The organism is Kribbella sp. NPDC050281, from assembly GCF_040655855.1.
Lineage (GTDB): Bacteria > Actinomycetota > Actinomycetes > Propionibacteriales > Kribbellaceae > Kribbella.
Genome location: NZ_JBFAKS010000053.1, coordinates 1 through 21951 on the forward strand (window position 1 = coordinate 1; position 21951 = coordinate 21951).

Genomic DNA, 21951 nt, shown 5'->3' on the forward strand with positions numbered 1-21951 from the left:
CGAGTTTTTCGGCCTTGGTGAGTTTGGCGGCGCCGACGTCGGCACCGGTGATGAGGAAGTCGGTGCTGGCCGAGACCGAGGAGGCGATGGTGGCGCCTGCCTTCTCGCAGAGTCGCTGGAAGGCCGGGCGTGCGACCTTCTCGCCGGAGCGCGGGTCGCTGATCGAGCCGGTGACGACCACGGTCTTGCCGGCCAGCGGTGCGCCGGCCGCAACGACCGGTGGGAGGTCCTCCTCGCGCACGTCGAGCGAGACGCCGGCCGCGCGAAGCCGTTCGAGCTCAGGCCGTAGCCGGGTGAGGTGTTCGATCAGGGAGGCGGCGACCTTCGGGCCGATGTCGTCGACGGCGACGAGCCCGTCGACGCCCGCGTCGGAAACCTCTTCCAGGGAAGCGAATCCCGCCCGGCACAGCCTGGCCGCGGTGCCTTCGGAGGCCATCGGGATCGCGAGACCGATCATGGCCCGGCGGAGGCCGACCTGGCGGCTTGCGTCGATCGACTCGATCATGCGAGCGGCCGAGATGTCGCCGATGCGATCGAACTCCAGCAGCCGTTCAGCCGTCAGCTGGTAGAAGTCCGACGGGTGTTCGAGGATCCCGGCCTCGGCCAGCCGTTCGATCCAGACCCCGCCGATCGCATCGATGTCGGCGGCCGCCCGGGACGCCCAGTGGATCAACCGCCGTACGGTCTGGGCGGGGCAGGAGACGTTCGTGCAGAACAGCTCGCGGCTGTTGCCCTGCTCGATCAGGGGCTGCTCGCACGACGGGCACACGGCCGGCGGCACGATGTCCCGCTCCGCGCCGGTGCGCCTGGACGCGTCGAGTACGCCGGCGACGAACGGGATCACGTCGCCGGCACGGCGTACCAGGACCGTGTCACCGATCTTGATGCCGCGGGCACGGATCACTTCCTGGTTGGCCAGCGTCGCGCGGGTGACCGTCGTACCGCCGACGAAGACGGGCTCCAACCAGGCGACCGGCGCGATCTTGCCGGTCTTGCCGACGTCCCAGACCACGTCCGCCAGCACGGTGGTCTTCTCCTCGGCGGCGAACTTGTACGCCAGAGCGCCGCGTGGCGAGCTGGAACGGGTGCCGGCCGCGGCGAAGGCGCCCCGATCGGCCAACCGCAGTACGGCGCCGTCCAGGTCGTAGTCCAGTTCGTTGCGTTGTTGCTCGATCGTGGCAATCACCGCCTGCGCCGCCGCGGCATCGTCGCAGTGGCGCATGTCTGCGACGGTGAACCCCATCGTCTGCAGTGCGCGCTCGAGATCGGCGTCGGCGGCGTCGCGGTCGCTGAGCAGGTCGAAGGCCAGGAACTGCAGCCGCCGTTCGGCGACGGTGGCCGGGTCCTTGGCGCGGAGTGTGCCGGCGGCGGCGCCTCGTGGGTTGATCAGAGGCTTGTCGGGGTGGGCGGCGTTGTAGGCGGTGAAGGTGGAGCGCAACATGACCGCCTCACCGCGGACCTCGGTGCGGTCCTGTACGTCGAGCCGGTCCGGGACTCCGTCCGCGAGTGCCCGCACGAGCGGGGTCACGTCGTCGCCGGTCGTCCCGTCGCCGCGGGTGATCGCTCGGGCCAGGCGCCCGTTCTCGTAGACGAGGGCCAGTGACAGGCCGTCCAGCTTGGGCATCACCACCACCGACTGGCCGGGGAAGCGACTGAAGAAGGCCTCGACCTGCTCGGGCCGGGTCGCCTTCTCCAGGGACAGCATCGGCCGCGAGTGCCGGATCGGCGCGTGCAGGACCGCGGGCGCGCCCACCTGGTCCAAAGGGTTGGGGTCGGGCGCCAGCTCCGGGTTGGCGTCGATCAGTGTCCGCAGCTCGTCCTCGATCGCGTCGTACTCCGCGTCGGCCACCGACGGCGAACCGCGGTAGTAGGCGTCGCGCAGTACGACGATCTGATCGGCAAGTTCCTGAATGCGCTCCCCAACGTCCACGGGCAGGACACTACCGGCGCGTCCCGACAAAGCGTCGTATCAGTCCGTGGTCACCTGGATGATCGTTCTGCCGCGTTCGGTGAAGGCGGCGGGAGCGTCGGCCAGCGGACGGACGGTGCTGACGAGGGGGACGAGCCGGCCTTCGTGGAGGCGGGTCGCCAGTTGGGCGAGCTGTTCGCGGTGGGGCTCGACCACGAAGAAGACGGCCCGGCCGTCGTGGGGGTGGAGGGTGGGTGGATCGGCGATGGTGACGAGGGTGCCGCCGGGCCGCAGCAGCGCGGTGGAGCGGTCGCGGATGTCGCCGCCGATGACGTCCAGTACGACGTCGACCGCCCCGGCGTCCTCGAGACGTTCGCCCTCGAGGTCGAGGAAGGCGTGGACGCCCAGATCGGAGGCCATGGCCTGGTCGGAGGCTCGGCCGGTGCCGATGACGTGGGCTCCCGCATCGCGGGCCAGTTGTGCGGCGACGGAGCCGACGGCGCCACCGACTCCGTGAATGAGGACGACTTGGCCTGCTTTCAGCTGGGCGTGGTCGAACAGCGCCTGCCAGGCCGTCAGGCCGGAGATCGGCAGAGCGGCTGCGGTGACGTGGTCGACGTTCGCCGGGAGCGGGGCCAGATTGCGGGCCTCGACGGCGGTGAACTCCGCGAGGGTGCCGTTGCGGCTCCAGTCGGTCAGTCCGAAGACCCGCTGGCCGACCGTCAGCCCGGTGGTGCCGTAGCCGAGCTCGGCGACGACACCCGACAGTTCGTGGCCGGGGACCGTTGGCGTGCGCTCGTGGCCGGCGCGGTCGGTCCACGTCCCTGGCCAGTCCAGCTCGCCCCGGGTGAAGCCGGCGGCGTGCACCTGCACGATGACGTCGTTCTCCGAGGCGTGCGGATAGGGGAGATCGGTCAGGGTCAATCCGCCGACGCCGGCCGCGCGGTCCCGGGCTGTGATGGCACGCATGACGATCCTTGCGCTAGTCGTTGTGATGGTTCGACATCGACCGTACGCGCTCGCGGCCCGCCATCGGTGGGCCATTTGACGGCGTAGGTGATGGGCCGCTTCCGCGGTGGATGGCCCATCACCGTGCAGGCGGATTGGACCAGTGCTGCGGGCCTTTCGCGCCGTACCGTCGACGCATGATTATTCCTGGTACGGCCGCGTCGTCAGCGGCTCTGGAGGTCGCCTCCGCGTATCTGTCACCCGCCCTGCTGAGCCATTCGCATCGCGTCTACGTGTGGGCGGCCGCGTACGGCACGCAGCAGGGCATCCAGTACGACGCCGAGTTGTTGTTCACGGCTGCGATGTTCCACGACATCAGCCTGGTGGCGGAGTTCGACAGCCACACAGTCTCCTTCGAGGTGGCCAGCGGCCATGTCGCCCGGGTGTTCGCCGCGGGCGCCGGCTGGCCGAGCGAGCGCCGCGAACGCCTCGGTGAAGTCATCGTCCGGCACATGTGGCCCGACGTCGACGCGGCCGACGACCCCGAAGGTCACCTGTTGTCGCGCGCCGCAGCAGTGGACATCGTCGGAAAGAACATCGACGACTTCACTCCCGAGTTCCGAGCCGAAGTACTCCGGCAACACCCCCGCCTCGACCTCGCCACCGAGTTCCTCACCTGCTTCCAGTCCCAGGCCGACCGAAAGCCCACGAGTTCTGCCGCCCGCGCAATCCAGTCCGGGCTCACCAGCAGAATCGCCGGGAACCCCCTCGACGCTCACTGATCCGGGGTGTCGGTGCGATGGGCTACTGCCCAGGTTTCTGCTTCGTGTAAGGCCTTCTCGGTTGATTCCCCGACCAGTTCGCTGGCCTCGAAGACGGTGACCGGACCGGAGACGTCCACTCGGTCGGTACGGCGTAGCAGTTCGGCCAGGCCGTGGTCGACGCCGCTGAGGTACAGGCGGCCGCCTACCGCGTGCAGGGCGGCGGCGTAGTCGGCCAGGACCTTGACGAAGGTCGCGCCGACGGAGGTCCGGCCACGGAGCCGGAGTACGACGGCGGGTGCTTCGGCGCCGGCCGGGTCGGGCAACCGGGCGCCGAGGGTGCGGGAACCCGCGTAGAGCAGGCTGCCGTAGACGTCGAGCACGATCGTCTGATGGCTCGACAGCTGTTCGGGAGCCGGGTGCTCGATCCACCGGCCGTCGCCGGCGGGCTTCAGTTCGACGACCTTGAGATCCATCGCCTCCTGGTTGAGTTGCAGCAGCAGCGACAGCGTCACGCCGATCCCGACGGCGGCGGCGATCGGAAGGAACAAGGTCGCGACGAACGTCGAGACGATCGCGATCTGTGAGGTCGGGCCGGTGCGCATGATCGTCTTCAGCTCGCCCAGCCTGAGCGAGCCGACGGCCGCGAAGATGAGTACGGCGGCCAGGGTCGGCATGGCGACAACTCCGACCACGCCGGAGAAGGCCGCGAGGATCACCAGCATCCACAGACCCGCACAGATCGCAGCCCACCGGGTGCGGGCGCCGACTGCCTGGTTCAGAGCGGTCTGGCCGACCGAGCCGCCGACCGGTTGACCGCGGAAGAAGCCGGCCGCGAGGTTGCCCACGCCCTGGGCGATGAAGTCCTGGTTGGGGTTCGAGACGGTTCCGTCGCGGTTGGGTGCGGCCTCGGCGACGCCACTGCCCTGGACGAGGACGATGGCGGCGACGGACAGTGCACCGGTCACCAGGGAGAACGACAGCAGGCTGAGGTCCGGCAGGTGCGGCAGCGGAATACCGGGCGGAATCTCCCCGACGTCCTCCACCCGTGTCACCGAATCGGCACCGGCGATGATCACCACCGCGGTCGGGACGACCAGCGCGACCAGTGCGCCCACCGGAGCCAGGCGGGTCCGGGACAGACCGGCAAGGATGCCCAGCGCTGCCAGCCCCGCCAGCAGGGATGGGATATCGATCCGCGACGGATGGGTGACGACGTCGACCGCCTTGGCCAGTGCGAATCCTCCACTGGCCTCCGCGCCGGTCAGGACGGGGATCTGGCCGCAGAAGATGTTGACCGAGATCCCGGTCAGGAACCCGATCATGACCGAGTGCGAGACGAACCGCGTGTAACGCCCGAGCTTTGCGACCCCCGCCACGATCATCGCCACACCGGCGATGAGCGTCAGCAGGATCACGGCGTCCGGCCGGTCCGCCGGATCCACGTCCGCCAGTGCCGACCCGGCCGCCAGAGCCGCCGCGGAGGTCGTGGTGATCACCATGAGCCGGGTGCTGGACGACAGCCCTCCCGCGATCGGACCGGCGAAAGACGCATACAGGCCGTGGATCGGGTTCACACCGACGAGTACTGCGGTTGCCATCCCGTCCGGCACGCTGCTGATCGCGCCCGGCAGACCGGCGACCACATCGGCGCGCACGTTCGGCCGCTCCGACCGGAGCCAACGGCGTACGGGATGTGCGCCCACGTCAGGTCGCCTCCTTCAGAAGGGCCTCATCCAGAAAGGGCTTCATCCTGTCCCGGCGCTGTCGAGCCTAGGGACCGGCGACTGCCGCAACCTCATCCCGGCCGGACGATCCGAGCGGACCGGACTGCTACTCCGCTGTGCCGCTTCGTTCCGGAGAGAAGTCGCGGGACTGAGGTGCTTCGTCGATCCCCGCAGGGTGCTTGACTGCAGTGCGCAGTACCTCGGCGGCCAGTGCATCGACCGAGCAGTCGCGATACTCGGCCAGCACGATCAGAAGCAGGCCTGCCTCGGCCGACTCGATGTGGTGATACGCGGCGAGTACACCGGTGGCCTGCTCTCTGAGCGAGGCCGTCTCGGGCTCGTCGATCCGGGGCCGATCGATTCCGTCGCCGGGCTGGAAGCCCATGATTTCAGACTTTCTGCGTCGCAAGCGGCATGCTGATGACCGAATACAGCAGCCCGACTGTACCCCGCAAGGGCGACCCCGAAACCGGCCCGGTCTGATGGCGCTGCCGGACAGGGCTCTGTCACGGCTGGTCGCTTCGAAGGGCGTCGGGGCTGCCACGACCTCTGGACGTACGTCGTGATCGAGGTCCGCCGCCCTGCTCTTCGTCGGCCTGCTCGAGGTGGACGTAGCGGCGTCCGAGCGGACCGGCCGTGACACCGTGGAGTACCACGCTCAGGAACACCGTGAGCGCGACGACGGCGACGACGCGCTCGACCACCGAGATCTCGCCGAGCTCCTCGACTGCCAGCAGCGCGAACACGACCGAGGCCAGGCCGCGCGGCCCGAACCATCCCACGAACAGAGCGGTCTTGCGGTCCAGACCCGCTCCGAGCAGGGACAGGGCGACCGGAACCATGCGGACCACGGTCAGACTCAGTACGGCGTACGCGAGGGGCGTGAAGCCGAAGTTGTGAAGGGCGATCGGCAGCAGCGCGGCTCCGAAGAGGAACCAGACGGCGAGGGCCAGAACCTCGCCGACCAGCTCCGGCAGCTCGACGGCGGTGTCCGCGTCGACAGTCTGCTCGTCGAGCGTCGCTCGGAAGGCGATGCCGGCCACGAACGCCGCGATGAATCCGTTGCCGCCGAACGCGACGGCGAGGGCGAAGCTGCCGAGTGCGGCAGCAAGCGTTCCGATCGGCCGTGCGTCGGCAATCATCCAGTGCCGTCGCGAGCCGACTGTCAACAGCCAGGCGCTCGCTGTCCCGATCGCAAGGCCGGCGACGACACCGAGGGCGAGTTCGAGCAGCGCGCCGCCGCCGTGGTCGGCGCCGTCGTGACTTTCGATGCCGAGTTCACCGGCGGCGACAGCCAGCGTGAACGTGACGATCGGTGTGACGATGCCGTCGTTGAGTCCACTTTCCACGTTGAGTGCGCGACGCAGGCGCACGGGGATGAGGCGATCGTTGATCACCTGGGCGCTGAGAGCAGCGTCGGTGGGAGCCAGCGTGGCGCCGACGAAGCCGGCGAGTGCCCAGGTGAAATCGTCGAAGAACCAGGCGGCCAGGAGCGAGCCCAGGATCACGGACAGGGGAAGGCCGAGTGCCAGCAGGCGCCCGGGCAGGCGAATGTCGTGTTTCAGCCGTGAGATGTTGACTCTGGCCGCATCCGAGAACAACAGGAGTGCCAGCGTCAGCTCCGCGAGCAGATGGACGGAGGGCGCCTCGACGTCCACCGAGAGCGGGCCCCAGTCAGGGTTCCCCAGTGCATAGCCGGCGACCGCGAACACCAGCGGACCGGTGATGTTCCAGCGGGCCAGGAGGCCCGAGATCACTGCCCACGCGAGGATCAGAAGCGCGAGGACCGCGAACGTGCCCTCCGTCACCGCCCGGCCTCCGTCGTCACGGGTTCGAACCGGTACGCCGCGAGCAGTGCACGGCCTCGGGCGTCCACCGGGTGGCTCATCGTCACCCTCAGGTCTCGGGGCGTGGGGGGAGCAGACCCAGCTCCCACGCTCGCCGTACGGCCTCGTTGCGGCGGGAGGCGCTCAGCTTGCGCAGGATGCTCCGCACGTGGCTGCGGACCGTGTTGACCGAGACGTACATGATGCTGGCGATCTCTTCGGTGGTCAGGAGCTCGGCGAGATACTCCAGCACCTCGTGCTCCTTGCTGCTCAAGGCGACGGTGACGACGAGTTCGTAGCGGCTCCGACTCGAACGATCCGCGGCGCCGTCGTGGGTGGATCTCGGCGCGCGGAGCCAGGCGTGACGCCGCATCAGTTCGCCGGTTGGCTGGAGCAACGTTCGCAGTGGTGGCGGCGCGTCCGAGAACGGCCGGCGGAGGTGCTCGGGCGCGGCCAGTCGCAAGGCGCGCTCCACATGGAGGTCGCTCCGGCCGGACTCGCCGGCTCTGATCGACTCCGCGGCTTGAAGCAGCCAGCTGTCGATCTGCGTCTCCAGGGACGTGGCCCGCTGCGTGAGCGGAGACGGCAACGCAGGACCCCGCACTCCAACCTCTGTAGCCGCCCGTTGCAGCACCAGGATCGATTCGACCTGGTGGCGGCCAGGGGAGTGCTCGATCACCGCGATGGCCTCATGTGGCAGGTGCTGAGCCACGAGAATCTTCGCTTCGTCCACCAGGAGGGACTGGCCGAGCCAATCGTCAGTTCCACCGCGATAGCTGTTGCCGGCCGCCCTCAGCTCAGCCCGGGCCAGGTCGGCATCTCCTCCGGCCCGGAGCACTCTTGCCCGGACCAGAGCCGCGAGGGCTGCGAGAACGCGGACATCGAACGTCGGTACGGCGTCCCCGGCGCGATGCACCAGGTCCCGGGCCGCCGTGAGCTCACCTTGGTCCGCACTCACCCAGGCTCGGGCCACGATCGCCGACTGGGGCTCATCCAGGCGAGCCCCGGACTCCGCCGGCGCGCTCGCCTGCGCGGCGAGCTCGCCGGCCCGCCGCAGATGTCCCCACACCGCCTCCACCAGCGCGGCCATCCCCAAGGCGTCCGCCAATGCCTCGTGCAGACCGGCTTCGTCGGCAATCGCGATCGCCTCGGCGAAGGCCTCCGCGGCTCCAGGGAAGTCACCGCGCTGGAGCAGGACCCGGCCTTTGCATCCGGCAACGAGGTACGTCAGCTCCGGATGCAGTGCCCTCGATCCCACCGATGCCGCGCCGAGGCCCGCTTCGGCGGCGAGCGTGGCGTCCAACGCCGTGGTGACATCGGCCCGAAGACTCGCCGAGATCGCTTGCAGCACGCTGATCGCCAGCTCGTGGGCGGGTGTCCGTGGTGGGAGCCCCTGCTCCAGGCTGCATCGAGCCTTGCTCAGCTCCGCCGTACACCGGTCGACATCGAACTCGGCGAGTGCTCGAGCGGACCGCACCACCGCGGCATCCGCTCCCCCCAGGTCGTCGGGAAGGTCAGCGACCAAAGCTTTCAGTAGCTGCCGCCGGCGCCCGGCAAGTAGCTGCGCGAAGTCGAAGTCTTCCACCAGATACCGTGCCGCATCCCCCCACTGCCCGGCCGTGACGGCGTGGCGGACCGCGGTCAGCCGGTGCCCGTTCTGCGCGAACCAGGCGGCGGCGGTGCGGTGAAGCTCGGGGACCAGAGCAGGCCGTTCGAACAGCAGTTCCGCCCGGAGGAACTCACGGAAGAGTGACTGGTAGCTGTAACAGTCGCCGGTGCCGGGAACCCGCTGGGTGAACGCGTTCCCGTGGGACAAGAACTCCAGCGACCGACGGTCACAGACGCGACCCGTCAGCGCCTCGGCCAGTTCGGGCCAGAGATTGTCGACGATGCAGGTCCGGAGCAGGAAGTCCCGCAGCGCGGAGGGCTGCGTCTGCAGCACCTCGGTCATCAGGAACGCCGCCACGTTCCCCATATCGCCCCGAAACTCCCGGATGGCCTGTGCGGTGTCGACCTTCCCGGCCAGATTCATCGCCGCGAACGTCAGGCCCGCCGGCCAGCCGTCCGTCCTGGCGCAGAGTTCTGCCACCTCGGCCGTCGTCAGCTCGAGGTTCTCCTGCCGCATCAGGCCGGCGGCCTCCTCCACCGTGAAGGCCAGGTCGGCGGCGCGAATCTCGGTCACGGTGCCTGCCAGCCGGTAGCGATGGAGCGGCAGCGGCGGATCCGCGCGGGTCAGCAGGACGATCCGAACGCTGGCATTGCCCCGGACGAGGCGATCGACGCTGTCCCAGAGCTCCGGTGTCAGGGTGAGATCGCCGCAGTCGATCACGAGGACCAGCGCGGGCTCTTCGGCGAGGGCGGCCCCCCTCAGGTGGAGGCCGTCGAGTGCGGACTGCAGCGAAGCGGTGGCGTGCTCGCCGGCGGCGTCCACAGTGATGTGCCGGACCGGGCCGCCCCAGGTGCCGAGTGCCTCCCACGAGAACAGGAGAATCGTCTTCCCGAAGCCCGCGGGCGCACTGACAAGCGTCAGCGGACCCTGTACTCCTTGGCTCACCAGGTCCAGAAGACGCTGCCGAACCACCGTCCGCCAAGGTGTCGCCGACGGACCCGGCCGGGCCGTCTGCTCCCTGTTGTGCATCGGAATCAAGCGATGTGCGTGCCCATCCCCTACCTGCTGACCGCCCGGCATTTCCCCTCCCGGCGATTGACCACACGACTGGTCGACGGGACGGTGCGCGGTGGTTTCACCGCAGATTTCGAGACGGGATGACACCGATATTCGTCGACCCTTACCCATGCTGCCCCAGGACCGGCGGCGGTAGCTCACCCCGCAAGGGTGAGGCGGGCCCACCTTCGCCACTGCCGGACGCATGACCGCCGGCAGCCGCAAGAGCCCTGACCCGTTTCACCCTGGCAGGAGGAGGCGAGGACCTGTGGGCCCGGTGCATCCTGACGCTGAGCTCGATGGCGGAAGAACGCGATCGAGAACCGGGGCAAAGGACTGAGAACGTGAGCGAGCTGAGGCGGTCATCCGGCGCCGATTTACCCGATCCCGGCACATCCCGCGGCACGAGCCGAACGATCCGGTCGTGGTGTGTCTACCTGGCCACCACCATCGGCCTCGTGTGCGCGATCGCCACGTGGGGTCTGGTCGGGGTCGTCATCAGTGTGGTCGTTGTCGCGATGGCGACGGCCGTCGTCGCCTCGTCCATGTGGGGAGGGGACGGACGGGTCGCGGTGGCCAGGGTCGTTCGGGTCACGCTCGGTGCCGGGCTGATGACGCCCGCGGCCGTGGGCCTGATCGCGGTCGCCAAGGTCGCCGGCGTCCTGGTCGTGGTGATCCTGGCGCTGACCACGCCGGCCCTCACCTCGCTGGTCCGGGCGCGACGGAAGGCCAACGGGGATCGACCTGTCGTACGGCCGGAGCCGACGACGCCCTATAACTCCGTGACGTCGCTTGCAGACGGTCCCGCGGCCGCCCCGGCGCCGGAGCTCAGTTCCCTCGGCGATGAGGCGTTGTGCTTGGCCTGGCGCCGGAGCTTCCGCCTGCTGGAGACTGCCGCGACGGCCGCGGAGCGCCTGACCGTTGTCAAGAAGCGTCAGCAGTACCTCGACGAGCTCCAGCGGCGATCTCCGGAGGGACTCGCGGCCTGGCTCGCCTCCGGCGCACGAGCATCCGGCAACCCGCTTCCGTACGTCGACGATGCGCGGCGCCGAGCCAGCTGAGTCAAGGACCCACCTGGGGCGCCGCGCCGTCACTCAGGCCATCGGAGGGATGCGCTGCTTGGTGGCAGAGAGCTGGATCTCTTCCTGCTCGTTCCAGTCCACGTCGCCCTGCCCACCGATCCGCTCGCGTACGTCGGACCACCGGACGGTGAGCGCGAACAGTACGACGGTGTCCAGCGCGATCATCAGCAGCGACCAGACGGGGTAGGCCCCGAGCCAGGCGATCTGCGTCACCGCGTGCAGGCACACGAGCACGATGGCCGCGAACCTGGCCCACGTCTGTGCCGCGAGCAGGCCGGCGGCCACGGCCAGCATGAGCAGCCCGGAGATGAGCAGCACCCATCCGTACCCGGTCGTGTCCACGACGATGAGGTTGTTCCGCGTCATCGCCAGACGCTCGTCGTTGAACAGGGCGATGAATCCCTGGAAGACGTTGACCATTCCGATCACCACGAGCAGCGAGCCGGCGAACACGACGATGCCGGCCAGCACGCCCCCGCCTCTTTTCTCAGCCATCTCGGTCTCCTCTCGTCGGCCGTCAGGCCCTGGCATCGTGGAGGTCGCGACCGTGTACGGCCAGCGCCCAGATGACGAAGATGTCGATGGCGATGATGGTCAGCGCCCAGAACGGGTAGTACGGAATGAAGGTGAAGTTGGCCAGCGCACTCAGCACGGCCAGGATGATGCCCACCACCCGCGCCCAGGCCTGGCCCGCCATGACCGCGAAACCGGCCAGCAGTACCGCGATGCCGAACAACAGGTGGATCCAGCCCCACGCGGTCGCGTCGAACTGGAACAGGTAGTTACGGGTGGCGACGTAGAACTCGTTCTCGAAGAGTGCCACCAGACCGGAGAATGCCTGGAAGCCTCCGGCCATGACCATCATGACGCCGGCGAACAGGATGAAGCCGACCGCCCAGCCGCTGACCTCGTGTTCCTCGCCGGCGCCTTCGTACTGCGATGCTGCAGCCCCTTGTGCCACTGTCGTTCACTCCCTTGTGCCACGTCGTGATTGAACCGCTCCGCCGCAGCGGAGGATGGCACCAGGCTGACCTACCACCTCTGGCCCGGCATCATCCCCAGGGGACGAGCGACGACCGCTCAGATCTCGACGCTGACCGGGAAGGTGGCGATCCAGGCGATGGCGGCGACGAAGATGAGGCAGCCGACCCCGAGGAGGATCCAGCGCAGGCGGCGACGAGCGATCTTGGTGCTCATCCCGGCGAAGAACAGGACCACGGCGTACAGGACGACTGTGAGTACATAGTTGCTGGCTATCTGTATGTCGCGGAGCACCTCGTTCGCGGAGGCCGCGGCGGCCGCGTCGAGCCGTTCGGCCTCCTGCCGCGACGCGAGCTGGTACTGCGGCATGGCGAAGGGCGTCGGCGGCGCAGCCGGGTTCGTGGCCGGGCGGGTCGCCATCCAGGCGTTGAACGCGGGCCGGAACTCCGGGCGGAAACGCTCCGCGTAGAAGGCGGCGATGGCGGCGTCACCTCGGCGATCCGCGTCCACCCACGCGATGAAGGTGGCGACGTCCACCTGGGTCTGGGCCTGGGCCTGGCCTTGCGCCCGGGCAGCGTCGATCCGAATCGCGTTCGTGCGGCCGGCCGCCTTGGCCTGCTCGCCGTTCCAGCGCGTGGCCTGGTAACTGCTCCACGAGGTCCCGACGGCGGCGACCACCAGCAGGACGGTGACCAGCACCTCCTGCCAGGTGCGGCCACGATCCGGCTCCTCCTCAGCGGCGGTTGCCATGCTCGTCACACGGAGGGGCCACTTCGAGCCCGACGATCTTGAGTTGCGTATCGATCAGGCTGATGGTTCGCGTCATCGCGATCGGCTCCAACCTTCCCACTCCTTCGCCGTGTGGATGGTCGAAGAAGACGAGCAGGAACAGCAGCAGTGTGATGACCACCGTCACACTGCCCATCAGGACGCCCTGCGTCACCGCGCCTTCGGCCCGGTCGGCGAAGAACAACAGGTACACGAAGATCACCACCGAGATCACCGACAGGACCAGCCACAAGGGCGTCGGGATGATCCCCTCCGCTCCGTGCACCCTGTCGATGCGCGCCTGTTCCCGTTGGGCGGTCTGATCCATCCACCGGTCGTACGCCGACTGCTCGGTCGGCGTACTCGGGTCGACAGCCGACATCGTCAGGAACATCTGCACACCCCACGGGTTGACGGAGTTCCCGAGCGTGCCGTTGTCCATGGCCACCCACTCGGTTCCGGCGACGGACCGTGCGTAGCAGATCAGTTCGCCGGTGAGCGCCGCCGCGGTCTTGTCAGGCAGGTACTGCGCCGTCTGAACCTGCTGCGCCACGATCGTCGCCTCGGTCTCGGCGCCGGCGCGCGAATCGTCGTACGAGGTGAACGACAAGAAAATGATGAAGCCGAGAAGCACCGAGAATCCGGTGGCGAGTACACCGAAGACGCCCGAGGCGCGGTCACCGTCGCGGAAGTAGCTGCCCGCCGGCGCCCGCCTGCGCACGAGGAGCATCGCCGTGACGGTGACCGCGGTCACGAGAACCGTGACCACCAGGGCCCAGACGATGTTCATGCGCCGCTAGTTCGCGGTTCCGGGTACGGCTTCGGCTTCGGCCGGTGGGACGGGACGGGAGGCGGTCGACGCGCGGCCGGCGCCGACCAGGACCTGCACGACAATCAGCAACAGGGCCACGAGGGCGAGCGACCAGAACAGCCGGGACGTCGAGATGTTGTTGCCCCAGAGCAGTACGACGGCGCCCAGGAAGCCGATGGCCACCCGCAACCATCCGGCGTTGGCCGCGACCCAGCGGCCCGCGCTGCCGACCGGGCCGTCGGCCAGCGCTCCGCCGACGCCTTCCAGACCATCACGGATGGCAGCGCGGACGGCAGAACCGGACTTGTTGGGCCCCGCGAACCAGCCGATGACGATGATGACCAAGCCCAGCCGGAAGAACACCTGCCGGCCACGCTCGAGGTAGGACAGCAGTTGGTCGTAGAAGACCGCGCTCGCCGGACCGAACGTCGTACCCGACAAGGCGTCGATGAACAACTGCCGTCCGATGGTCAGCGCCAGCGCGATCAGCAGTGCGTTCCCCGCCAGCAGTGCCCCGATGATCACCGTCGTCCGTGGACGCCGCCGCGAGAGCACCAGAGCGAGCAGATAGAGCAGCGCCACCACCACGATCAGCCACTGGGCCACCGGGTTCGCGAACGCATAGATCGTCCGGAGTTGCTTCACCTGGGGCGCTTCCACCAGCACGATCTGCTTGTCGACGTCAGGGATGGGCACGTTCTGCAGGATGGTGAGGCCCCGATCGATCAGGCGTTGCTTGACCTGGTCGATGACCTGGGAGACATCAAGGACGATCTGTTCACCCTGCAGCGAGACGGCGCCGGTCTGATCACCCTTCAGCACGCGCTGGAGGGTCTGCTGGGCCCTGGTGTTGGCGGCCGTCCAGAGGTCGGCGAACGCGTCCGAGGCGATGAATTCCCGGACCTGGCGGTCGATCAGGCTGTTGATCGCGCCGGACAGAGGCCCGACCAGTCGCTGCAAACGCGGCCGGTCGGTGATGACACCGGCGAACACGTCGTTGAGGAGCGCCTCGATGTCCACCTGGTCCTGGATCGTGTCGGTGACCTTCGTGGCGATGGCGTTCTGTACCTCTGGCGAGTTCACCAGCGGGCCGACAGTGTTCACGTAGCGTGTGGTGTCGTTCAGCGTGCGTTGTCCCCAGTACGCGATCGCCGCCGGCGTTGTCAGCAACGCCGCCAGCACCAAGCAGACGATCACCGCGGCCGACCGTCCCCTGGATGGCCGCTTCGCCTCGGGCGTGCTGCCTTCTGGATCACTGGACAGCGTGGAGTCCGGGACGGACATGCTGCGCCTCCTCGCCGGTCGGGCCAAGGTATCGATCGTCTCCGCAGCGGGCGAACGGAACCTCACCCCGCGCGGATGAACCTCGGGCTCACGCCTGGACGCAGCCGACGGAGCTGGGGACAGGTCGCCGCTCGGTGCACCTAGTCCGCCGGGGGTGAGGCGTCCGGCCGGGGCCGGAGGAAAGGTGTGCACGACAGGTACGTCGGACCGCGCGATCGCGGTCGCCCGATCCAGAGGAGAGACCCGTGGGATCTGACAGCAAGGCTCCAGTCGACCTGTACATCGCTGCATATCCGGGCGCGGAGGCGGCACAAGGTGATTGGGACGCGATCAAGCAAGCTGCTTCGGACGATGTGATCAAGGTCGACGGGCTCATCCTCGTCAGCCGCGGCTCCGACGGCAAGATCAACGTCGACGACGACTTCCACACGGCCCGGAAAGGTGCTGCCTGGGGCGCGGTCGGCGGTGCGATCATCGGCCTGATCTTCCCACCCAGCCTGCTGGCGAGTGCGGCGGTCGGCGCAGGTGCCGGACTCGGAATCGGTGGACTCAAGTCCCACCGGGAGAAGAAGGCGATCAAGGCCGACCTCGAAGACACCTTGCCGCTCAACAGTTCGGGCATCGTGGCACTCTTCGAAGAGACGTGGGTCGCGGATGTCGACAAGGCGCTGTCGCATGCGGACAAGGTGACCAAGCACGAGGTCGACGCGGACAGCGCGGATGAGGTCAAGAAGGCCGCCGAGTAGTCGCGAGCAGAAGCCATGCTGCGAACCGGCGTACGTCGATCGGTCGTCGCCGCGTTGGTGACCGTCGCCCTGCTCGTCGTACCGACGGCCTGCAGTGACAGCTCGACACAGGGCACGACCGCCCCGTCACCGACTGCGGCGCCGCAGGCAACGGGGGAGCCGACGGCGGACTGCGCTGCGGTGTCGGACCTGAAGTCCTCCCTGGACACCCTGAAGAACGTGCAGCCGTTGCAGGATGGCCTGACGGCGCTCAACACCGCGATGGCCGACGTCAAGACGAGCCTGGGCGCTGCGGTTGCCTCCGCGTCGGCCGTTCTGCAGCCGGCCGTGGAAGGTGTCAAGACGGCCTTCTCGGAGTTGGAGACCGCGGCGAGTGGCCTGAGCGCGGACACCCTCAGACAGCAGGCGCCGGCGATCAACTCGGCACTCCGACAAGTCGGAACCGCGGCCTCGTCATTGGCCACGACGTTGACACAGACCTGTCCAGCCGGCTGACCGTCGCCATCTTCAGGAGCGCCGCCATGAAGGACTACCCTTCGATCGCGGATCACGGCTTGATCGGGGACCTGCAGACCGCAGCCCTCGTCAGCACGGACGGCTCGATCGACTGGTTCTGCTCACCCCGCTTCGACTCGCCGAGTGTGTGCGGGGCGCTGCTGGACCACGAGAACGGCGGCCACTTCCGGGTCCGCCCGGCGCAGGGCACCTTCGACACCAAGCAGCTGTACTTCCCCGACACGGCGATCCTCATCACCAGGTTCCTGACCGAGGCCGGCGTCGGTGAGGTGATCGACTTCATGCCGGTGACGAGCAGTACGCAGGCGACCCTGAACCACCGGATCGTACGGCTGGTCCGCTGCGTCCGCGGCCGGATGACGTTCGACGTGGACATCGCGCCGCGGTTCGACTACGGACGCAAGTCCCATCAGTGGCATGCGACCGAACACGGCGGAGTCTGCACCAGCGATGGCTCGGCGTTGACCTTCCACATCGTGCGGGAGCCCGGCGACGAGCGTCTCGCCCGGCCGCGGATCGGCGACACCGGCGACGTACAGTTCTCGGTCTCCCTGGAAGCCGGCCAAGTCCGCGGCGTGATGCTCGAGACCGCGGCTGACGGCCCGCCGCGGGAGATCCGGGCCGCCGAGGCACAGCGGCTGTTGGACGAGACGGCCCGGTTCTGGCGGACCTGGCTGGCGCAATCCACCTACAAGGGTCGCTGGCGCGAGATGCTGCAGCGGTCGGCGATCACGCTGAAGCTCATGACCTACGCGCCGTCCGGGGGCCTGGTGGCCGCGCCCACGGCTGCGCTGCCCGAGCAGATCGGCGGCGAGCGGAACTGGGACTACCGCTACACCTGGATCCGCGACGCGTCCTTCTCCATCCACGCCCTCCTGCGGATGGGGTTCACCGAGGAGGCCACCGCCTTCAGCGGCTGGATGCGGGACCGCGTGCAGGAGAAGGCAGGAGGGGCCAGCGGGCCGCTGAACATCATGTACCGCGTCGACGGCTCCTCCGACCTCACCGAGGAGACCCTGGATCACTGGGAGGGGTATCGCGGCTCCCGCCCGGTGCGCATCGGCAACGGTGCCGCCGACCAGTTGCAGTTGGACATCTACGGCGAGGCGCTGGACAGCCTCTACTTCGCCGACCAGCGCGGGCTCGAAATGGGCCACGACGGCTGGCTCGCGGTCCGGGATCTGATCGACTGGCTCACCGACAACTGGGACCAGACCGAGGAGGGCATCTGGGAGACCCGGGGTGGGCGCAAGGACTTCACCTATGGCCGCGTCATGAGCTGGACCGCGCTCGACCGGGCGATCCGGCTCGCCACCGGCCGGTCGCGGCCGGCCCCGCTGGATCGGTGGGTCCGGGCCCGGGACGCCATCTACGAGCAGGTCATGACACGCGGTTGGGACCCGGAACGCCGGGCCTTCGTCCAGCAGTACGGCAGCAAGGTGCTCGACTCGTCCCTGCTGCGCATGCCCACGGTGGGGTTCATCGCGCCACAGGATCCGCGGTGGCTGTCGACGTTGCGGGCGATGGATTCCGAACTGGTCACCGACAGCCTCGTCTACCGTTACAACCCCGAGGCGTCGCCCGACGGCCTCCGCGGCTCGGAGGGCACGTTCTCGCTGTGCACTTTCATGTACGTCGACGCGCTCGGCAAGGCCGGCCGGATCGACGAGGCGCGGCTCACCTTCGAGAAGATGCTCACCTACGCCAACCACCTCGGCCTGTACTCCGAGGAGATCGCCCTCACCGGCGAGCAGATCGGCAACTTCCCCCAGGCGTTCACTCACCTCGCCCTGATCGACGCAGCCATGACGCTGGACGCCCAGCTCGACCGCACATCGCCATCAGAGCGCTGAGAGTGAGGCAGAAGTGGGTGGCGTGATCGGCGAGCTCCTTCCCCTCGCGCTGGGCGTCGCGATCAGCCCGGTCCCCATCATCGCAGCGATCCTCATGCTGCTGTCGCCGAACGCGAAGACGACCAGCATCGGGTTCCTCATCGGCTGGATCGCCGGGATCGTCGTTGCTGTCGTCGCCTTCACTCTGCTCTCGTCGCTCCTGTCCGAGAACGACTCTGACGCCTCGAGTCCGGTCAAGGGCACGATCCAACTGGCCCTCGGCGTGCTGCTGATCCTCCTGGCCGCGAAGGAGTGGAGGGCCCGTCCGCGCGGTCAGGAGGAGCCCGAACTTCCGAAGTGGATGTCGGCCATCGACACCCTCACCACGGTCAAAGGGCTCGGCCTCGGTTTCCTGCTGGCAGCGCTCAACCCGAAGAACCTCATCATGGCCGCCGGAGCCGGCGTCGCGATCGGTGGTGGCAACCTCGGCACCGGTAACACCGTCGTCGTCATCCTCGTCTATACCGCGATCGCCGCGAGTACCGTCGCGGTGCCCGTGATCGGCTACCTCTTGGCCGCCGACCGGTTGGCCGAACCGCTCGAGGCTCTGCGCGAATGGCTGGTCCGGGAGAACACCGTCGTCATGGCGATCCTCCTCCTCGTCATCGGCGTCGTCATGATCGGCAAGGGCATCGGGAGTTTCTAGCCGCTCAGGGCTCGGCGAAGACAGTTGCCCAGTCGTTCTTGATGCTGACCACCGTCCAGTCCTGGGCACGGGCCTGCTCGAGCGACGTCTCGGCGCCGGCGGTGTAGCTGAACTCACGATCCTCGTCGTCGTGCAGGACCAGCAGCCGTAGTCCGGGCCGCGTCGGATGCCCGGCGTACCGGAGCATCGGGATGTCGCCGTTGGAGTTGCCGCCGGCAACGACGGGCCGCCGGCCGATCCGACTCCAGATGCGTACCGGCTTCAGGGGACCGTCGTCGAAGACGTCCATCTCCGCCTGGTAGACGACCGATCCGCCGGCGTCGTCGTCCTGGTACCGCAGGCCGGTCGAGCTGCCGATGATGCGCTCGGCCGGAATGCCGTAGATCTCCTCGGTCACCGGTCGCATGAAGTCGCGGTCGCCTCCGGACGCGATGAACGACGTGAACCCGTGGGCCTCCAGGTAGCGCAGCAGTTCGACCATCGGGAGGTAGGTGCATTCCCGAAGCAGCCGGCCGAGCGTCGGGTGGGGCGTCGTCTGCAGGAAACGCCCGGCCAGCTCCGCGTAGCTGTCGACACTCATCCCCGCGAACGCCTGAACGATGCCGCCCAGGAGCACCTTCACGCCGCTGTCGTCGCCGTGGTAGTGCTTGGTGATCGCGCCACCGAGCCATGCGTAGTCCTTGTCCCGGGCGGCCTGCCACGGCTGGCGCGAGCGAAGGTTCGGGTCCTGTTCGGCCATCTCGGCCAGCCGCTGCAGGACGAAGCCGACTTCGACCGGCATCGGCTTCTCGCACCACAGCGTGCCGTCGTTGTCGAACACCGCGATCCGCTCGGAGGGCGGGACGTACTGCGCCCCACCCTCCTGCACGGCCCGGCCGACGTAGTCCACGATCGCCTGTCGTGCCGGAGTGTCCCTCCAGGACGGCAGCATTTCCACGGGGTCGGTCACGAGCCCGGCCGCCTACTCGCGCATCAGCATCAGGGCGGCCTCGCGTTCGAGGTCGAGGTACGGATCACCGCTGACGTCGACCGCGACCCGGTTGATCGTGCCGCCGGTGAAGGCGTGTGGTGGCTTGCCCGGGTAGTCGTCGGTGATCGGCTCTCCGGCGTGCCTGCCGACGTACAGACCCGCGCCGGCGATGGCGAACGCCCCGAGCTGGGTCTTGATCTGTCCCTCGCCGACCTTCTCGTCGCCGTGGTACAGCGACAGTGTTCCGGTCGCGCCGTCGGGATCCATGCCCTGCTTCTCGAACGAGGCCGACAGGATCAGGTTCTCGCCCGTCGGGATGTCCTTGGTCCCGACGATCTGCTGCTCGATCGCACCAACGAAGCTGTTCACGTAATGCAGCCGGTTGTTCTTGACGTACAGGGCGTGGCCACCGAATCTCGCGCCCATCGCGAACAGCACGCCTTCAGCGCCCGGCGCCGGGATGTCGACCAGCGCGCCGATCGAGAAGGAACGGTTGCGGGTGTTGACCGCCTGCCATTCCGAGACCGGAGCAGTGTCCGGGTAGTACACGTAGCGGTCTTTGGCCGCGGTCAGCTGGGGCCGGGCGGTGGTGAGGATCTCGACCGCGGAGCGGTCGTCGAGCGGGAACGCGTTGTTCGCGCCGGCCTCGGAGAACCAGATGTTGACGAGCTCGCGCAGTTTGTCCGGCTGCTCCGCCGCGAGGTTCCTGGTCTCGGACCGGTCGACCTCGACGTGGTAGAGCTCCCATTCGTCGGCGTTGAAGTTGCCCCAGCCGGCGATGGTCGGGTGGGTGGTGACCGCCTTCCAGCCCTCGTGGTAGATCGCCCGGGATCCCAGCATCGAGTAGAACTGGGTCCGCCGGCCGGACTCGGCCGACGCGTCGTCGACGCTGGCGCGCATGCTCATCCCGTCGAAGTTGGTCTGGGTGTGTCCCTTGATCGTCTCCGGGGCGTCGACGCCGAGGATGTCGAGAATCGTCGGGACGATGTCGATCGCGTGGTGGTACTGGTGGCGGAGTTCGCCGCGCGCCTGCGAGCCCTTCGGCCAGGAGATGATGCAGGGATCCGAGGTACCGCCACTGAACTCGTAGCGCTTCCACATCTTGAACGGCGTGTTGAAGGCCATCGCCCAGCCGTTCGCGTAGTGGTTGTAGGTCTTCGTCCCACCCAGGTCGTCGAGCTTGGCGAGGTTCTCCGCCAGGTCGTCGTCGATCCCGTTGGCGAACTTCATCTCGTTGACCGAGCCGTTCGGGCCACCTTCGCCGCTCGCACCGTTGTCGGACACGACCACGACGAGGGTGTTGTCCAGCTGGTCGGTCTGCTCCAGGTACTCGAGCAACCGGCCGATGTGGTGGTCGGCGTGCGCGAGGAATCCGGCGTACACCTCCGCCATCCGGGCGAACAGGCGCCGCTCGTCGGCGTTGAGCGTGTCCCACGGACGGGTGAAGTCCAGCGCCGGGAACGGCTTGTGGTCCGGGCCGCTGCGCGACTCTGGGGTGCCGATCGGATTCACCGGCGGCAGTTCGGTGTCGGCCGGCACCAGCCCGAGCTTCTTCTGCCGCGCCAGCGTCTCTTCCCGCATCACCTCGTAGCCCTGGTCGAAGCGGCCCGCGAACTTCTCGATCCATTCCTTCGGCGCCTGGTGGGGCGCGTGGCAGGCGCCGGGTGCGTAGTAGAGGAAGAACGGCTTCTCCGGAGCGATCGCCTTGGCGTCCTTGATGAACTCCACCGCCTTGTCGGTGATGTCATCGGTGAGGTGGTACCCCTCCTCGGGCGAGCGCGGCTGATCGACCGGGTGGTTGTCGTAGACGAGGTCGGGATACCACTGGTTCGTCTCGGCTCCGAGGAACCCGTACCACCGCTCGAAGCCCCTGCCGGTCGGCCAGTTGCGCCGAGTCGAGGCGAGGTTCATCTCGTCGGTGGGGCACAGGTGCCACTTGCCGACCATGTAGGTGTTCCAGCCGCGCTCGCCGAGGATCTCCGACACCATCCCGTTCTCGGGTGGGATCGTGCCGCTCGCGTTCGGGAATCCGATCGCCGCCTCCGTGATGCACGCCATGCTGTTGCGGGTGTGGTTGCGGCCGGTGAGCAGGCACGACCGGGTGGGCGAGCACAGAGCGGTGGTGTGCCACTGGGTGAAGCGCACCCCGCGCGAGGCGATCGCGTCGATGTGAGGGGTCTCGATCGGGCCGCCGTAGCAACTCAACGCCGAGAAACCGACGTCGTCGAGCACGATGTAGACGACGTTCGGTGCACCGTCGGGAGCCCTGGGCGGTTCGAACGGCGTCCAATCCGGCTCGGAGTCGCGGATGTCGACATTGATCGTCCCTCGGAACTGCTCAGGCATGATGCCCCTCCTGGCTGATCGGCAGCAGTCAGGCCAGCCTCGCCGAGCCCCGATTCTGGGTCTTCACCCCCGA

Annotated in this window: 19 protein-coding genes; 6 read left to right on the forward strand and 13 right to left on the reverse strand. The window is 68.3% G+C overall.

Annotated elements, in window-relative coordinates; genetic code table 11:
* Together ligA and AB0I34_RS38890 are read right to left on the reverse strand one after the other, a co-directional pair.
* Window positions 1–1930 (reverse strand): NAD-dependent DNA ligase LigA (gene ligA, locus AB0I34_RS38885; protein ID WP_360455825.1); only part of this gene is annotated, 1930 nt, incomplete at its 3' end.
* 39 nt (window positions 1931–1969) lie between these two features.
* Window positions 1970–2878: an NADP-dependent oxidoreductase gene (locus tag AB0I34_RS38890; protein ID WP_360455827.1), complete on the reverse strand. Its 909-nt coding sequence runs from the start codon at window positions 2876–2878 to the stop codon at window positions 1970–1972.
* Between the two features lie 176 nt (window positions 2879–3054).
* Here AB0I34_RS38890 and AB0I34_RS38895 point away from each other — a divergent pair, with 176 nt between their 5' ends.
* Window positions 3055–3639 (forward strand): hypothetical protein, encoded by a 585-nt coding sequence (locus AB0I34_RS38895; RefSeq protein WP_360455830.1) that lies wholly within the window; start codon window positions 3055–3057, stop codon window positions 3637–3639.
* On the opposite strand, the gene AB0I34_RS38900 is transcribed toward AB0I34_RS38895, so the two are convergent.
* The 4 genes from AB0I34_RS38900 to AB0I34_RS38915 all read right to left on the reverse strand — a co-directional run bounded on the left by AB0I34_RS38900 (window position 3633) and on the right by AB0I34_RS38915 (window position 9725).
* Window positions 3633–5324, reverse strand: a complete 1692-nt coding sequence (locus AB0I34_RS38900) for a SulP family inorganic anion transporter (protein ID WP_360455833.1) — start codon at window positions 5322–5324, stop codon at window positions 3633–3635. The two genes, AB0I34_RS38895 and AB0I34_RS38900, sit on opposite strands and share 7 nt — an antisense overlap.
* 127 nt (window positions 5325–5451) lie before the next feature.
* A complete protein-coding gene (locus AB0I34_RS38905) occupies window positions 5452–5730 on the reverse strand; it encodes a hypothetical protein (protein WP_360455836.1) in 279 nt (92 codons plus the stop codon).
* Between the two features lie 121 nt (window positions 5731–5851).
* Window positions 5852–7153, reverse strand: coding sequence for a cation:proton antiporter (locus AB0I34_RS38910; protein ID WP_360455839.1), 1302 nt, complete (start codon window positions 7151–7153; stop codon window positions 5852–5854).
* A gap of 88 nt (window positions 7154–7241) precedes the next feature.
* Window positions 7242–9725 (reverse strand): LuxR C-terminal-related transcriptional regulator, encoded by a 2484-nt coding sequence (locus AB0I34_RS38915; RefSeq protein WP_360455842.1) that lies wholly within the window; start codon window positions 9723–9725, stop codon window positions 7242–7244.
* A 455-nt stretch (window positions 9726–10180) separates the two neighbouring features.
* On the opposite strand from AB0I34_RS38915, the gene AB0I34_RS38920 reads away from it, so the two are divergent.
* Entirely contained in the window at window positions 10181–10897 is a 717-nt protein-coding gene (locus AB0I34_RS38920; protein ID WP_360455845.1) for a hypothetical protein, read from the forward strand.
* Window positions 10898–10930: 33 nt separating this feature from the next.
* Here the strand turns inward: AB0I34_RS38920 and AB0I34_RS38925 are convergent, their stop codons facing one another.
* From AB0I34_RS38925 to AB0I34_RS38945, 5 genes are all read right to left on the reverse strand, one after another.
* On the reverse strand, window positions 10931–11413 hold the full coding sequence (locus AB0I34_RS38925) for a hypothetical protein (RefSeq protein ID WP_360455848.1): 483 nt from the start codon (window positions 11411–11413) through the stop codon (window positions 10931–10933).
* Window positions 11414–11435: 22 nt separating this feature from the next.
* On the reverse strand, window positions 11436–11879 hold the full coding sequence (locus AB0I34_RS38930; protein ID WP_360455851.1) for a hypothetical protein: 444 nt from the start codon (window positions 11877–11879) through the stop codon (window positions 11436–11438).
* A 119-nt stretch (window positions 11880–11998) separates the two neighbouring features.
* Window positions 11999–12649, reverse strand: a complete 651-nt coding sequence (locus tag AB0I34_RS38935; protein WP_360455853.1) for a hypothetical protein — start codon at window positions 12647–12649, stop codon at window positions 11999–12001.
* Window positions 12633–13457, reverse strand: a complete 825-nt coding sequence (locus AB0I34_RS38940) for a hypothetical protein (protein WP_360455856.1) — start codon at window positions 13455–13457, stop codon at window positions 12633–12635. The genes AB0I34_RS38935 and AB0I34_RS38940 overlap by 17 nt, the downstream gene beginning before the upstream one ends.
* Window positions 13458–13463: 6 nt before the next feature.
* Window positions 13464–14762 carry a hypothetical protein gene (locus tag AB0I34_RS38945; RefSeq protein WP_360455859.1) on the reverse strand — a complete coding sequence of 433 codons (1299 nt, stop codon included), beginning with the start codon at window positions 14760–14762 and terminating at the stop codon, window positions 13464–13466.
* Between the two features lie 245 nt (window positions 14763–15007).
* Here AB0I34_RS38945 and AB0I34_RS38950 point away from each other — a divergent pair, with 245 nt between their 5' ends.
* From AB0I34_RS38950 to AB0I34_RS38965, 4 genes are read left to right on the forward strand one after another with little or no spacing between them, the layout of a single operon-like run.
* On the forward strand, window positions 15008–15508 hold the full coding sequence (locus AB0I34_RS38950; RefSeq protein WP_360455862.1) for a DUF1269 domain-containing protein: 501 nt from the start codon (window positions 15008–15010) through the stop codon (window positions 15506–15508).
* Between the two features lie 15 nt (window positions 15509–15523).
* A complete protein-coding gene (locus tag AB0I34_RS38955; protein ID WP_360455865.1) occupies window positions 15524–16003 on the forward strand; it encodes a hypothetical protein in 480 nt (159 codons plus the stop codon).
* Window positions 16004–16029: 26 nt separating this feature from the next.
* Window positions 16030–17877, forward strand: a complete 1848-nt coding sequence (locus tag AB0I34_RS38960) for a glycoside hydrolase family 15 protein (RefSeq protein ID WP_360455867.1) — start codon at window positions 16030–16032, stop codon at window positions 17875–17877.
* A 22-nt stretch (window positions 17878–17899) separates the two neighbouring features.
* A complete protein-coding gene (locus tag AB0I34_RS38965; protein ID WP_360455870.1) occupies window positions 17900–18562 on the forward strand; it encodes a GAP family protein in 663 nt (220 codons plus the stop codon).
* Between the two features lie 4 nt (window positions 18563–18566).
* On the opposite strand, the gene AB0I34_RS38970 is transcribed toward AB0I34_RS38965, so the two are convergent.
* On the reverse strand, window positions 18567–19511 hold the full coding sequence (locus AB0I34_RS38970; RefSeq protein WP_360455873.1) for an HAD family hydrolase: 945 nt from the start codon (window positions 19509–19511) through the stop codon (window positions 18567–18569).
* 12 nt (window positions 19512–19523) lie between these two features.
* On the reverse strand, window positions 19524–21878 hold the full coding sequence (locus tag AB0I34_RS38975; RefSeq protein WP_360455876.1) for an arylsulfatase: 2355 nt from the start codon (window positions 21876–21878) through the stop codon (window positions 19524–19526).
* Window positions 21879–21951 lie beyond the last annotated feature (73 nt).